The sequence below is a fragment of the Citrobacter sp. wls829 genome (assembly GCF_005280825.1).
Lineage (GTDB): Bacteria > Pseudomonadota > Gammaproteobacteria > Enterobacterales > Enterobacteriaceae > Citrobacter > Citrobacter gillenii.
On the sequence record NZ_SZWP01000052.1, the window covers coordinates 43891 to 57270 of the forward strand.

The 13380-nt window shown below is 51.9% G+C and carries 13 protein-coding genes; 4 read left to right on the plus strand and 9 right to left on the minus strand.

Features of this window, described 5'->3' with window-relative positions; all coding sequences use genetic code 11:
* Positions 1-15: 15 nt before the first annotated feature.
* Positions 16-942 carry a 23S rRNA (adenine(1618)-N(6))-methyltransferase RlmF gene (gene rlmF / locus FDW88_RS08040; protein ID WP_096757756.1) on the plus strand — a complete coding sequence of 309 codons (927 nt, stop codon included), beginning with the start codon at positions 16-18 and terminating at the stop codon, positions 940-942.
* Here the strand turns inward: rlmF and ybiO are convergent.
* The 6 genes from ybiO to rhtA all read right to left on the minus strand — a co-directional run bounded on the left by ybiO (position 939) and on the right by rhtA (position 7615).
* Entirely contained in the window at positions 939-3173 is a 2235-nt protein-coding gene (ybiO, locus tag FDW88_RS08045; RefSeq protein ID WP_137362346.1) for a mechanosensitive channel protein, read from the minus strand. The genes rlmF and ybiO overlap by 4 nt on opposite strands.
* 118 nt (positions 3174-3291) lie before the next feature.
* On the minus strand, positions 3292-4014 hold the full coding sequence (gene glnQ, locus FDW88_RS08050) for a glutamine ABC transporter ATP-binding protein GlnQ (RefSeq protein ID WP_115258988.1): 723 nt from the start codon (positions 4012-4014) through the stop codon (positions 3292-3294).
* Entirely contained in the window at positions 4011-4670 is a 660-nt protein-coding gene (gene glnP, locus FDW88_RS08055) for a glutamine ABC transporter permease GlnP (RefSeq protein ID WP_096757753.1), read from the minus strand. The genes glnQ and glnP overlap by 4 nt, the downstream gene beginning before the upstream one ends.
* A gap of 137 nt (positions 4671-4807) precedes the next feature.
* Entirely contained in the window at positions 4808-5554 is a 747-nt protein-coding gene (glnH, locus tag FDW88_RS08060; protein WP_096757752.1) for a glutamine ABC transporter substrate-binding protein GlnH, read from the minus strand.
* A gap of 365 nt (positions 5555-5919) precedes the next feature.
* Positions 5920-6423, minus strand: a complete 504-nt coding sequence (gene dps / locus FDW88_RS08065) for a DNA starvation/stationary phase protection protein Dps (RefSeq protein WP_096757751.1) — start codon at positions 6421-6423, stop codon at positions 5920-5922.
* A gap of 304 nt (positions 6424-6727) precedes the next feature.
* The gene (rhtA, locus tag FDW88_RS08070) at positions 6728-7615 is read right to left on the minus strand and encodes a threonine/homoserine exporter RhtA (protein WP_096757750.1); all 888 of its coding nucleotides are present in this window, start codon (positions 7613-7615) and stop codon (positions 6728-6730) included.
* A 343-nt stretch (positions 7616-7958) separates the two neighbouring features.
* On the opposite strand from rhtA, the gene ompX reads away from it, so the two are divergent.
* Entirely contained in the window at positions 7959-8474 is a 516-nt protein-coding gene (gene ompX / locus FDW88_RS08075) for an outer membrane protein OmpX (RefSeq protein WP_096757749.1), read from the plus strand.
* A gap of 64 nt (positions 8475-8538) precedes the next feature.
* Here ompX and FDW88_RS08080 read toward each other — a convergent pair whose 3' ends face one another.
* Together FDW88_RS08080 and mntS are read right to left on the minus strand one after the other, a co-directional pair.
* Positions 8539-10125 carry a phosphoethanolamine transferase gene (locus FDW88_RS08080; RefSeq protein WP_137362404.1) on the minus strand — a complete coding sequence of 529 codons (1587 nt, stop codon included), beginning with the start codon at positions 10123-10125 and terminating at the stop codon, positions 8539-8541.
* A 277-nt stretch (positions 10126-10402) separates the two neighbouring features.
* Complete coding sequence (gene mntS, locus FDW88_RS08085) at positions 10403-10531, minus strand: manganase accumulation protein MntS (RefSeq protein WP_096757748.1); 129 nt, start codon at positions 10529-10531, stop codon at positions 10403-10405.
* Between the two features lie 186 nt (positions 10532-10717).
* Here mntS and mntR point away from each other — a divergent pair, with 186 nt between their 5' ends.
* The gene (gene mntR, locus FDW88_RS08090) at positions 10718-11191 is read left to right on the plus strand and encodes a manganese-binding transcriptional regulator MntR (protein ID WP_137362347.1); all 474 of its coding nucleotides are present in this window, start codon (positions 10718-10720) and stop codon (positions 11189-11191) included.
* Positions 11188-12297 carry an anion transporter gene (locus FDW88_RS08095; RefSeq protein ID WP_137362348.1) on the plus strand — a complete coding sequence of 370 codons (1110 nt, stop codon included), beginning with the start codon at positions 11188-11190 and terminating at the stop codon, positions 12295-12297. Before mntR ends, FDW88_RS08095 begins: the two co-directional genes overlap by 4 nt.
* 90 nt (positions 12298-12387) lie before the next feature.
* Here FDW88_RS08095 and ldtB read toward each other — a convergent pair whose 3' ends face one another.
* The gene (ldtB, locus tag FDW88_RS08100; protein WP_115258985.1) at positions 12388-13308 is read right to left on the minus strand and encodes a L,D-transpeptidase; all 921 of its coding nucleotides are present in this window, start codon (positions 13306-13308) and stop codon (positions 12388-12390) included.
* Positions 13309-13380: the final 72 nt, after the last annotated feature.

A 13380-nucleotide genomic window follows, 5' to 3' on the forward strand; every position in this document is an offset into this window, starting at 1 on the left:
TAATAGGAGAATGTTATGCCCCCCCAGAAACCGGGATTACACCCACGCAACCGCCACAATGGCCGTTACGATCTTGCCACGTTATGCCAGGTTACGCCCGAATTGACGCAATTCCTCACCATTACGCCAGGCGGCGAGCAGAGCGTTGATTTTGCTAACCCATTGGCTGTGAAGGCGCTGAATAAAGCCCTGCTGGCGCATTACTATGCGGTGGCTAATTGGGATATTCCGCAAGGTTACCTGTGCCCACCGGTACCGGGTCGGGCGGATTACATTCATCATCTGGCCGATCTATTGGGCGAAACGACGGGAACTATCCCGGCGAATGCGAGCGTGCTGGACGTCGGCGTTGGGGCAAACTGTATTTATCCGCTGATTGGCGTGCACGAATATGGCTGGCGGTTTACCGGCAGTGAGACCAGCCAGGAAGCATTGAGCAGCGCACTGGCGATCGTTAACGGCAATCCGGGGTTAACCCGTGCTATTCGCCTGCGCCGTCAGAAAGATTTGTCGTCTATCTTCAACGGAATTATTCATAAGAATGAACAGTTCGAAGCGACACTGTGCAATCCGCCGTTCCATGATTCAGCGGCTTCTGCCCGCGCCGGAAGTGAGCGTAAACGTCGTAACCTGGGACAGGACAAAGACGATGCGCTGAACTTTGGTGGGAAACAGGAGGAGCTCTGGTGTGAAGGTGGCGAAGTGGCGTTTATCAAAAAAATGATCGCCGAAAGCCAGGCCTTTGGTCGCCAGGTGATGTGGTTCACTACGCTGGTTTCACGCGGTGAAAATCTGCCACCGCTGTACCACGCCCTGACGGATGTGGGTGCGGTGAAAGTGGTCAAAAAAGAGATGGCCCAGGGGCAAAAGCACAGCCGCTTTATTGCCTGGACCTTTATGGATAACGATCAGCGTCGCCGTTTTATGGCGCGTCAGCGCTAAATCGTCGGTTCTGTCGGCGGCAGCGGATCGGCTGCTGCCGTGGGGCTATTCACCGGTGCGGGCAAAACCTGGTAGGTCTGTACCGGCGTGCGCACGTTGGCCAAATCAAAGTATTTTTTCACCTGACTGTCGAGCGCAAAGCGTACCGCCCACTGCTTCAGCGGTAAGGTGGTGAACGACACCCGCAGCGTAAACGCCGTATTGGTTAACCCGACAATGCCCGCGAATGACGGCTCGCCAATAATGAATCCGCGAATATCTTCACGCTCCATCACCGCCGTAACGGCATCTTTCAACGCCTGATTGGCTTTATCGGCATCCTCATGGCGGTCCACGTCGTAATTGGCGACGACCGATCCAATACCCCGTACAAAGTTGGCGAAGGTGGTTATCGATGACCACGGGATAATATGGTACGCCCCGGTGTCCTGGCGCACACCGACTGAGCGAATCGACATGCGCTCAACCGTGCCGGTTAGCGGACCGATGGTGACCAAATCACCGGTGTTCATGCCATTTTCAAACTGGATAAAGATCCCGGTAATAATATCTTTTACCAGCGTCTGCGAGCCGAAGGAGATAGCCAGCCCCAGCGCGCCCGCGCCTGCCAGTAACGGGGCAATATTGACCCCAATTTCCGACAACACGATCATGATAGTGATGGTGCTGATAATCACCGCCAGCGCGTTGCGAAACAGTGTCAACAGTGTACGGGTACGTGCGCTGGGCAGGGGCCGGCCGTGGATATCCGAGGTCAGGCGGTTTTCAATCAGGCTGGCGAGCAGGGTCCAGCCGATAGCGGAGAAGAATAAAATCAGCGCGATACGAATCAGAATATCCACCGTTTTTTCTCCCGCGCCGTAATGCAGCCAGTTCCAGAAGTCGAACAGCCCCCAGGCGTTGAGCAGCAACATGATGGCGACACAGACCGTCAGGATCCGCGCGATGCTTAACGCCGTCGACAGCCAACCATTCAGGCGTTTTTGCAATTCCGGATAACTGCGCTGGGTGTGTGGTGAAAGCGTAATGGTTTTGGCGATCCAGCGGGAAAACATGCCAGAAATAAAGGCGGCGATGCCGATAATCACCAGGCTGCGCAGCGTTGCTCCCATCATAAACTTCAGGCTGTTGCCCGGATCAAACAGCGAGAAGAAAAACAGCACGATGAAATAGGCGCTAGCCAGCCAGTGCCAAACCAGCGCAAAGGCGCGGATAAACAGGCTGAAAAAAGCCAGCGACCTTTCTGCCAGACTCTGCAAATGCTCGGTGATCTCTTTCTTGTTCCTGAAGATCAGATACAGCGCCCACAGCGTAATGCACAGCATGATGATGACGTTAGCCATGGCGCCAACCTGTACATTGACCTGATTCGAGACGATGGGCACCACCACGATCAGCCCGTAGCCAATCAGGCTGCTGAGTGAGCTCAGGCGACGATTCCAGTAGCGTGCGCTTGCAGTCTGAATGTTGAACGGACGCAACTCGGCTACTGTCGGGCAAAATATCAGGCGTAAAATGGCCTTAAAGAACTCAATCAACGCGAAGGCATTAAGAAACAAACTTTGCTGGAAAGCGATAGTGCGGCTGCCGGCGTTCATGCGATCGCTTAAGATCTGCCCAACAAACAGCGTCAGGGCCAGCAGCAATAAATCGATGATGAACGCGCCAATAATCATGGCGGGAAGCTGTAGCCAGTTGCTGCGGTCACGATTTTTTTGCCGCGCCCATTGCCCCATTTTGCGATACAGCGGCAACGCACATAAGCGTACCAACCAGTAAAATCCGAACACGGATACCGCCAGCATAAAAAAGTGAGTCAGGGCATTGGTGAACGATTGCGGGTTAAAAGTTTTGTGCGGAGCGTCGGTGATATTGCGATAAAGCTGGGCGAATCGGCTGGAGAGAGCTTCCCCGTAGTGGCGACTGACATCGGTCACGTTCTCGAGTACCGTTTTTTCTTCCGTCAGCGTGGGAGGGACGATAGTGGGGACCGGTTCAGGAGGCGGCGTTGCCGCTACTTTACGCAGTTGACCTATCAACTCCTGGCGTGAGGCATTATTCTCCAGCACGTCTGCCAGGGCACCGTAGGCGGCTTTTTTTTGCTCAACGTCAGGTTCAGCAGCGGGCTCCGCTGGTGGGCTGGCGGAGGCGGTGGACGTTACGCCGGGTATCGTGACCGCCTGAACGGGGACGCTCAGTAGAAAAAAACAGATGAATAAGATCCACCGCATGACTCCTCCCATGAGAAACAAACACAAAAGGATAAGTATAGATGCCCGGACGGGAGGGTCATGAAATCAGAACATTCTGGGGGAGAACCTCCCTTCGGGGAGAAGGGAGGTGTCAGCATCAGGAAACGTGCTGTAAAAATTCCTGCAGACGCTGGCTGGGCGGATTTTCAATCAAGGTTTGCGGATTACCGTCTTCGGCAATACGGCCCTTATCAATGAAGATCAGGCGTGAGGCCACTTTTTCGGCAAAGCCGATTTCGTGGGTCACAATCACCATCGTCATACCTTCTTCCGCCAGATCCTGCATGACTTTCAGCACTTCGTGACGCAGTTCCGGGTCAAGGGCTGAGGTCGGCTCATCAAACAGCATCATTTTTGGCTTCACCGCCAGCGCACGGGCGATCGCCACACGCTGTTGCTGGCCGCCTGAAAGCTCAGAAGGGTAGTGATGCGCACGCTCGGCGAGGCCCACTTTAGCCAGTAACTCTTTGGCCTGTTTCTCAGCCTGATCTTTCTTCGCCCCGCGCACGCGCAGCGGCCCAAACATGACATTTTCCAGCGCGGTCAGGTGTGGGAACAGATAGAACTGCTGGAATACCATCCCGGCTTCCTGGCGAATTAACCGCTCGTCGACCTTCGGATCGTTGACCTTCAGACCATCGACAATTAGTTCGCCGGAGGTTATCTCTTCCAGCTTGTTAATGCAGCGCAGCAGGGTCGACTTACCGGAGCCGGAAGGCCCGATAATCACCACGACTTCGCCCTGACCAATATTCAGATCGATGTTATGCAGCACCTGGGTAGGACCAAAATGCTTAGAGACGTTTTTAAATTCAATCACAGGATTTTCATCCTTCTTTCCAGACGACGCAGAACGAAGCTCAGCACCAGCGTAATAATCAGATAGAACACCGCAACGGCGCTCCAGATTTCCAGTGCGCGGAAGTTACCGGCAATGATTTCCTGACCCTGACGGGTCAGTTCAGCGACGCCAATGACAATAAACAGTGAGGTATCTTTAATGCTGATGATCCACTGGTTACCCAGCGGTGGCAGCATACGACGCAGCGCGAGCGGTAAAATGACGTGACGAATAGTCTCTGTGCGTGAGAGACCCAGCGCCAGCCCGGCTTCGCTGAAACCTTTATGAATTGAGAGCACTGCGCCACGGGTGATTTCCGCGATGTAGGCACCGGAGTTAATCATGATGGTGACGACGGCGGCGCTGAAAGGATCAATGCGTAAGTCGTTAAACGCCATCGGCAGGGCGAAGTAAATAAACATCACCTGCACAACAATGGGGGTGCCGCGGATGACTTCGATAAATACCAGCGCAACGTGGTTGGCTATCCAACCGCCGAAGGTACGTGCAAAACCTGCTGCCAGCCCGATTACCAGGCCGCCAGCCAGACCGAGGACCGAAATCCACAGGGTCATTTTGGCGCCTTCAATCAAGAGCGGAATGGCGGGCCAAATGGCACTCCAGTCAAACTGCATATGTCGTTCCTGTTACCGTGGTGTAAATATTCAAATGCCTGTTTTGCCGGATGCGCCAGGCTTATCCGGCCTACAGGTCTCAAATCTGCTGGTGTAGGCCCGGTAAGCTTCGCGCTACCGGGCAACATCGCGAGTTATTATTTAGGTTCAGTACCGAACCATTTTTTGTAGATTTCGTTGTATGTGCCGTTCTCTTTCAGCGTTTTCAGCGCGCCGTTCACTTTCTCACGCAGTTCGTCGCTGCCTTTCGGGAAGGCAATACCGTACTGTTGGGCTTCCAGAGAATCGCCTACGGCTTTGAACTGGCCGTTGCCCGCAGTTTTGATGAAGTAAAGAATGTTTGGTGTGTCGTGCAGGACGGCATCTGCGCGGTTAGTGCCCAGTTCCATATACGCGTTATCGATGTTCGGGAACTGACGCAGATCTTTGGTTTTGATGTTTGCTTTCGCGTAATCGACAGAACCGGTTCCGCCTTTAACCGCAACCACTTTGCCATCCAGATCTTTCACGCTTTTCACGTCGTTATTGTTAGCTTTAACCATCACTAACAGGCCGCTTTTGTAGTAGCCGTCAGAGAAGTCGATCGCTTTTTTACGTTCTTCGGTGATGGTGATACCTGCCAGCGCCAAATCGATATTTTTGGTTTGCAGCGCAGGGATGATGCCGCTGAAATCCATCGGTTTCAGTTCATAATCCAGCTTCAGCTCTTTGGCCACGGCAGCCCACAGATCCACATCAAAACCGACGTATTTGTCACCCTGCTTGAATTCAAACGGAACAAAAGCGGTGTCAGTTGCGACAACGAGTTTCTTATCCGCGGCATGAGAAGACACCGCAAAAGCCAGGGTAAGTGCAGCCAGTGAAACTTTTAATACAGACTTCATAGGATTTCCTTTTATATCCACGGGGCGATCCCCTGCGAGAACATATGTCTTAATGAAATAATCGTGCCAATTTTGCAACTTATTGTTTTAACAAGAAGGTGTTACGTTTTGCTGCACAATAAGTAGGGCAAAGTGGGCAGCCTGCACCGTTTCGGGGCACTCATTTGGTGCGTGAAGGGGGCGGCACAAACGATATGACTATTTAGCGTAAAAATTGTTGATAAAACAATCTTTCGTTAACGATTGTGTGAGGTGATTATTACAAATATTTTACTTTACAGTGATAATCGATCAATGTTATGCACTAAAAAAGTGCAAAACCCCCGCCGGGGCGAGGGTTATATAGGAATTTCTTATCATGACCGTTATTCGATGTTGGCTTCGATAAACCACAAGAATTTGTCGAGATCGCGCGACGCAGCGGTGAAAATATCGGCGGTATCTTCATCTTTGGCTTCACTAATAGCTTTACGCACGCTGTTAGCGACCACGGCATAGCGTTCAGCCAGCTCTTTTAAGTGATCCTGCACGCTGTGAATATCCAGCGGGTAACTTTTCAGCGATGTTTTGCTGTTAATAACCTGCGTTGTCCCCAGCGCTACGCCACCTAACTGCACGGCGCGCTCGGCCATGGTGTCGAGGTGGTCGGTTAACGCGGTACGAAAGCCATCCAGCATTTCATGTACGGCAATAAAATTAGCGCCGCGCATGTTCCAGTGCGCTTGTTTGGTGATGAGTGACAGGTCGATGAACTGGATCACCTGCTGATTCAACAGCTCCACGGTCGCTTTCTTATCACTGTCGGATACATCGTTACGGGTATAAAGAAGGGGGGATGCTTTTGTTTTTACCAGTTTTGCGGTACTCATAATCTCATATCCTCTTGATATCTATGTTCCAGGTCATTCAACGAGAGTAAGTATAGACCTAAAATTAGTTTTAATTTTCTGGCCTTACCTATCACTTTAATAGTGAACAGGATGGGAAATATAAATATTCAATTGGATCATATGCATAAGTGCAATTGTAATCTGTTGTCAGCTATTTTTTCTGGATGTTTATATTCGTAGGAAATAGGAATTGAGAAACAATGGCGGTATAAGAATAATAATCACTGAGATAAACAAAAGGCTATTCTGCATGATTATGCAAACCATGCAGAATAACGGCAGGTTAATTCACGTCAAGTTGCTTAATTTGTGGCTCTTTACGGATGGTGAGCGTAGAGCCCATTGACGCGGCAATAATGGCTCCCAGCGCCAGCATTTGTACCATCGTCAGCGTTTCTCCGAGGAAGATCATGCCGGAAACAGCCGCCAGCGCAGGCTCCATGCTCATCAGCGTGCCAAAAGTGCGCGTAGGCAGGCGCGTTAAGGCGATCATTTCCAGCGAATAGGGCAGCGCCGTAGAGAGGACGGCGACCGCTAAGCCCAATGGCAGAATCGACCAGTGCCACAGCGCATCTCCGGCCTGAATCGCGCCCAGCGGCACGAAAATGATCGCTGCAATCAGCGACCCTACCGCCACGGTTGCCGGGCCATGCTCTTCACCAGCACGCTGGCCGGTAAGAATATAGACTGCCCAGCAGGCACCTGCGCCCAGCGCCAACGCGGCACCGGTTAAGTCGACGTGCGACACGTCCTGACCCAACGGCAGCAGGAACCAGAGCCCGAGTACGGCCAGTGCGACCCAAATGAAATCCACTGGGCGTCGGGAAGAGAACAGCGCGACTGCCAGCGGTCCGGTGAACTCCAGCGCCACGGCAATACCGAGCGGGACGGTCTGAATCGACAGGTAGAAGAGATAGTTCATCCCACCCAGCGACAGACCATAAAACAGCAGAGGAAGACGCTGCTCTTTGGCAAAGCGTAACCGCCAGGGTTTAAAGAATGCGATGAGGATTAGCGTTCCCAGTGCCAGACGTAGCGCGGTAACGCCTGGTGCGCCGACAACAGGGAATAGCGACTTCGCCAGTGATGCCCCGCTTTGTATAGAGGACATTGCAATCAGCAGAACCAAAATAGGTAACCAGACTGGCGTTTTACGTGACGACCCCAGCATCCTTTCTCCTGTCAATTTAAGTAAAAGAGCGAGTGTACTGGAAATACACGCAGGTGGTTGAGTATTCGTTGAAAAAAAAACTGCACAGATCCGTACAATGGCCTGAAAGTGATGGATTAATAATCTGCGTGATTAGGAATTTTCCGGATGAATGTGCCGTATTGTGCGCGCAATAATGGCATTATTCGTTATAAAAGTGATGTTAATTGAAAGAGATAGCGGGTGTTTGAAATGTTCTGTTACATGAAAACCCCCGTTAGACATCGCTAATCGCAAAGAGTTTCCCATCAATTTTTGGTATATTTAAAACTTAAGATTTACTTGAAGCACATTTGAGGTGGTTATGAAAAAAATTGCATGTCTTTCAGCACTGGCCGCTGTTCTGGCTTTCTCCGCAGGTTCCGCTGTTGCGTCTACTTCTACCGTGACCGGTGGTTATGCTCAGAGCGATGCTCAGGGCGCTGCGAACAAAATGAACGGTTTTAACCTGAAGTATCGCTACGAGCAGGACAACAACCCGCTGGGCGTAATCGGTTCTTTCACTTACACTGAAAAAGATCGTACCGATGCTTCTGGCGACTACAACAAAACCCAATACTACGGCATCACTGCAGGTCCTGCTTACCGTCTGAACGACTGGGCAAGCATCTACGGCGTTGTTGGTGTTGGCTACGGTAAATTCCAGAACGCAGCATCTCCTGCTGACAACCACAGCACCAGCGACTACGGTTTCTCTTACGGTGCGGGCCTGCAGTTCAACCCGATCGAAAACGTTGCTCTGGACTTCTCTTACGAGCAGAGCCGTATTCGTAGCGTTGACGTTGGCACCTGGATTGCTGGCGTGGGTTACCGCTTCTAATCACTTCGGTGATATGAAAAATCCGCCTCGAGGGGCGGATTTTTTTTGTCTGTGATTTGCACGGTTAGCGTGATTTGGTCTCGAAGATATCGGTACCAAGATGGTTGTAGTCCACTTTCTGTAATTTAAAGTTGGTGATATACACCGGTCCGGCTTTTTTCTCCGAGATAAAGCGGTAGCGGTTGGTAATTTCTTTCGCGCTGATCCCGGTCCACTGTGAGAAAAAGCTCAGGAAGTCATTCGCGGAACGACGGGCTTTAATCACTCGGTGTGCTTTATCGTCGCTGGATATCACCATAAACGGCACCTGGAAATTCTGCTGGAACTGATCGTCGTGTGCCAAATACTGCACTTCTTTACCGCGTTCTTTAAAGGCGAGCCCATGATCGGAGAAGTAAACCATCGAGAAGCTGTCGCCGCTGTTACGCAGCTGATCGTAGAGCTGGCGCAGCAGGTCGTCGGTCTGCTTCATGGTGTACAGATAACACGATGTCTCTCTCGACTGAACGAAGGTCTCGTATTTTCCCTGGGTACGATCGCAGGCCTGCGGATGCGAACCCATCAAGTGCAGCACGATGAGCTGGGGTTGAGTTCGCTCCGTTTCTAACACCTGAGCAGTCATCTTCAACAGCGCTTCATCGCGGGTGTTCTTATCGGCTTCGAAGTCACCGTTTTTCAGGAAATGAACTTCGTCAGCGCGTTTGGCGATACTGGCGATTGCCGTATCGTATTCACCGATCTGTCCCTGGTTAGAGAACCACCACGTCTGGAATCCGGCGCGGTTGGCGAGGGTGACAAAGTTATCCTGGAACTGCGGCTTATCATCGACCACCCGATTCAGCGTTAAGCCAAGTGATTTCTGCGTTGATCCGCTGGCCGCGATGTAATCTGCAAAAATATAGCCGTTAACGCTGCTGGCAAACGGTGTGTTGTCCCAGTGGCCGCCAAACGCGCCTAGCGCATCACGACGGGCGCTTTCACCAATCACCACGACATAGGTGTGGTACTTAGGTTTCACCGCCGTCACAGTCCAGGTGTCTTTAACGCTCGCCAGCTTCGCCATACGGTCTTGTTCATCAAGAACCTCGTAATTATTGACGATAACGTCCTTGGCAAAGCGAAACACCGGATAGCCGGTATCTTTTAATTTGAAGACGCCGCCCCAGGCGAGGTTTTGCACCGGCGTCACAAAAAACGCCACGATGCTGACCAGCAAACACAGACTGTCGAATTTATTCCAGCGGCGTTTCGTCGCGACTTTTTTACGCCGTACGGCGAGCACGCCGAGGGCAAAGATAAACACGCCAACCAGGTAGTTGTACCAGGGGAAGATGGTCAGGATTTCGGTGGACTCTTCCATGTTGGTCGAGTGCAGCGCCAGCAGGGTATTGAAGTTGGGCGAGCCGTAAGCCTGACCAAATGGAAAATACATTGCTGCAATCAGTGAACAAATGCCGATCAGCGTTTTTTGCGTGCGCGGTGCATATTGCCACAACAGCAGCAGTATGCAGGTAAAGGCGACGCTATAAAGCAGGCTAAGCGGGTAGCCCAGTGCGAGGTTAATCAGCAGAGACTGTAAGAAATAAAAGCCAGTCCACGGGCTTAGCACCCGGCTACGAGCAATAAGCGAATCTTTGAGGGTTAAATTCATATGCCACTGTTGCAAAAACGCCATGTGCTTACCCTGGCGCAAAGGGTCATTGCCTGCCTGAGAGAGCGAGAAGAGGGATGAGGTCCGCATCTGCGAGCCGCAATATACGCAGGGCTGCGAAAAGATAGAGTGTGTACGGGAGAAGGTCAACTACTACAAAGAAAATGTTTTGCGAAGGGGATGGCAAAACGGACAAAAAGAAGGGTTATTGGGAGAAAAACTGACCACCGTATCGAGGAGACGGCAGGAAAAAGAAGCGGCGTACCGCGACGCCGCATTATTTTCCGGAAGGTTTATCCTGCTCCGGTTTGCCGTTGATCATGTCGCACAGCATCGCGATCAGCATTAACCGTACTTTAAAGGGAGAGTGACTAAACACGCGCATACACCTCTTGAATTCATTCATATGAACCTCCTGACTTCACATTCCCATCAGTCCTTGAGGGATGTCTTTATTATATACAGATATAGCACAGGCTATATTATATAGCTATTGCTAAAACGTTAAATTTTTGTGCCCAAGCAACTCTGGTTTACAATGGCCGTTCTCTAATCAGATGCTGTTAACGCGTCACAGGAACGAGGAAGCAGAATGAGTCGTTGCGCAGGTATGCCAACAACAAAAAAAGTGACGCAATTGGTGAATGTTGAGGAACATGTTGAAGGGTTTCGTCAGGTCAGGGAGGCACACCGACGTGAACTGATCGATGATTACGTGGAGCTGATTTCCGATCTCATTATTGAGGTGGGAGAAGCGCGTCAGGTGGATATGGCCGCCCGGCTTGGCGTTTCCCAGCCCACCGTTGCTAAGATGCTCAAGCGTCTTGCTTCTGTGGGGTTGATTGAAATGATCCCATGGCGCGGGGTGTTCTTAACCGCAGAAGGCGAGAAGTTGGCGCAGGAGAGTCGCGAGCGTCATCAGATCGTCGAAAATTTCTTGCTAATGTTAGGCATCAGCCCGGAAATCGCCCGCCGCGATGCGGAAGGGATGGAACACCACGTGAGCAAGGAAACGCTGGAGGCGTTTAGCCGGTTTACCCAACAGCAAGGCACCGACTCTGAATGAGTTTTCCTTTATTACGCGCATTGCAGCGCGATCGTTTTTTCCAGCTACTCATTATTACCGGGTGTGTACTGAGTCTGTTCGCGCCGTTTGCGCCCCGGAACTGGCCGGGGGCCATTGACTGGCACACGATTATTACACTCGCAGGGCTGATGCTTCTGACCAAAGGTGTGGAGCTAAGCGGTTATTTTGATGTGCTAGGCCGCAAGATGACCCGCCGCTTTAAAACAGAACGTCAGCTGGCGATATTTATGGTGCTGGCGGCGGCGTTACTGTCGACGTTTCTGACCAACGATGTTGCCCTGTTTATTGTGGTTCCGCTCACCATCACCCTGAAAAAACGGTGCGCGATCCCGGTGAATCGTCTGATTATTTTTGAGGCACTGGCGGTCAACGCTGGATCGCTGCTGACGCCGATCGGTAATCCGCAGAACATCCTGATGTGGGGGCGATCCGGGCTGTCATTTACCGCGTTTACCTGGCAAATGGCGCCGCTCGCCGGTGCGATGATGCTAACGCTGGTGGCGCTGTGCTGGTTTAGTTTTCCGCGTAAAGCGTTGCACTATCATACCGGCACGTCTGCACCTGACTGGCAACCCCGACTGGTGTGGAGTTGCCTGGCATTGTATCTGGTCTTTTTAACGGCGCTGGAACTCAAGCTTGAGCTTTGGGGGATAGGGATTGTCGCTGCAGGCTTTATGGTGCTGGCTCGCCGTGTGATCTTAAGTGTGGACTGGACGCTGCTGCTGGTGTTTATGGCGATGTTTATCGATGTGCATCTGTTGACACAGTTACCTGTACTCGGGGGCATTTCGGGCCACGTTGGTACCCTTTCGCAACCCGGTCTATGGTTGACGGCAATCGGCCTGTCGCAATTTATCAGTAATGTGCCCAGCACTATTTTGCTGCTGAACTACGTCCCGCCAACGGTATTGCTGGCTTGGGCGGTCAATATTGGTGGTTTTGGACTGTTACCGGGATCGCTGGCGAACCTTATTGCCTTACGCATGGCAAACGATCGACGTATCTGGTGGCGTTTTCATTGGTATTCTGTGCCGATGCTGATCTGGGCAGCGCTGGTGGGATATGGTTTGCTGCAGATGATGTGAGGATTATGCCCGATGGCGCTAGCGCTTATCGGGCCTACTTAATCTGTAGGCCGGATAAGGCGACAGCCGCCATCCGGCATTTTTTGATGCTTAGTTCAGACGAACCGGCATACCAGAACGGTTCTGGACTGCCTGCTCAACGACGGCTTGGTCGACATCCGGCTGAGCGGTGATGCTCTTAATGCTCTTGGTCAGCGTAATCGGTACGATTTCCCCGCCTTCGAACTGTTCTTCGGTAGTAGACAGTGGGTTATGCACCTCAATATAGCGACTGCCGTCTGGCTCGGTCGTCGCTTTTACCGGTTCATCGATAAACTGGACGCGCGTGCCGACTGGAACGTTTTCAAACAGGAACTTGATATCTTCATTACGCAGACGCACGCAGCCGTGGCTGACGCGTAAGCCAACACCGAAGTTCGCGTTGGTCCCGTGGATGGCATACAGGCGACCGATATACAGTGCGTACAGACCCATCGGGTTATCCGGACCGGCCGGAACAACGGCTGGCAGCGGTTCGCCCGCAGCGCGGTATTCTGCGTGCATCTTGGCGGTTGGCGTCCAGGTCGGACCGGCTTTCTTACGTTCAACTTTGGTGGTCCAGTTAACCGGCGTGTCTTTACCTAACTGGCCGATACCAATCGGTAAAACGATCACGGTGTTGGTGCCTTTCGGGTAGTAGTACAGACGCATTTCAGCGCTGTTGATAACAATACCTTCATGCACGGTATCCGGCAGGATCAGCTGCTGAGGAATGTTCAGCACGGTGCCGCCCTTCGGCAGGAAGGTATCCACGCCCGGGTTGGCTTCCAGCATGTTGGACAGACCCATCTGGTATTCAGCCGCATAGTACTCCAGCGGTTGGGTGTTGCCTTCAGGAATGGTGATGACCTGGTTCTGGCCAATCAAACGGCTACCATCGGTAGGCAGCGGGTACGTGACGGCTGAGGCAGTGTTACAAAAACCAACTACTGCGAGCGCCGCCGCGAAAAGCGTTGTCAATTTCATATTCATTTTTGCGAGATTCTGAAGCCAAGCAGGCTAGTGGGTTGAGATTTATGTAGTGTTGGGCACGCATTATATGTG

Bases quoted from the DNA above. Each gene is read 5' to 3' on its own strand.
- mntR (WP_137362347.1), top strand. From the start codon at position 10,718: ATGAGTCGTTGCGCAGGTATGCCAACAACAAAAAAAGTGACGCAATTG.
- ompX (WP_096757749.1), top strand. From the start codon at position 7,959: ATGAAAAAAATTGCATGTCTTTCAGCACTGGCCGCTGTTCTGGCTTTC.
- mntS (WP_096757748.1), bottom strand. From the start codon at position 10,531: ATGAATGAATTCAAGAGGTGTATGCGCGTGTTTAGTCACTCTCCCTTT.
- rlmF (WP_096757756.1), top strand. From the start codon at position 16: ATGCCCCCCCAGAAACCGGGATTACACCCACGCAACCGCCACAATGGC.
- FDW88_RS08080 (WP_137362404.1), bottom strand. From the start codon at position 10,125: ATGAATTTAACCCTCAAAGATTCGCTTATTGCTCGTAGCCGGGTGCTA.
- rhtA (WP_096757750.1), bottom strand. From the start codon at position 7,615: ATGCTGGGGTCGTCACGTAAAACGCCAGTCTGGTTACCTATTTTGGTT.
- ldtB (WP_115258985.1), bottom strand. From the start codon at position 13,308: ATGAATATGAAATTGACAACGCTTTTCGCGGCGGCGCTCGCAGTAGTT.
- glnH (WP_096757752.1), bottom strand. From the start codon at position 5,554: ATGAAGTCTGTATTAAAAGTTTCACTGGCTGCACTTACCCTGGCTTTT.
- FDW88_RS08095 (WP_137362348.1), top strand. From the start codon at position 11,188: ATGAGTTTTCCTTTATTACGCGCATTGCAGCGCGATCGTTTTTTCCAG.
- dps (WP_096757751.1), bottom strand. From the start codon at position 6,423: ATGAGTACCGCAAAACTGGTAAAAACAAAAGCATCCCCCCTTCTTTAT.
- ybiO (WP_137362346.1), bottom strand. From the start codon at position 3,173: ATGCGGTGGATCTTATTCATCTGTTTTTTTCTACTGAGCGTCCCCGTT.
- glnP (WP_096757753.1), bottom strand. From the start codon at position 4,670: ATGCAGTTTGACTGGAGTGCCATTTGGCCCGCCATTCCGCTCTTGATT.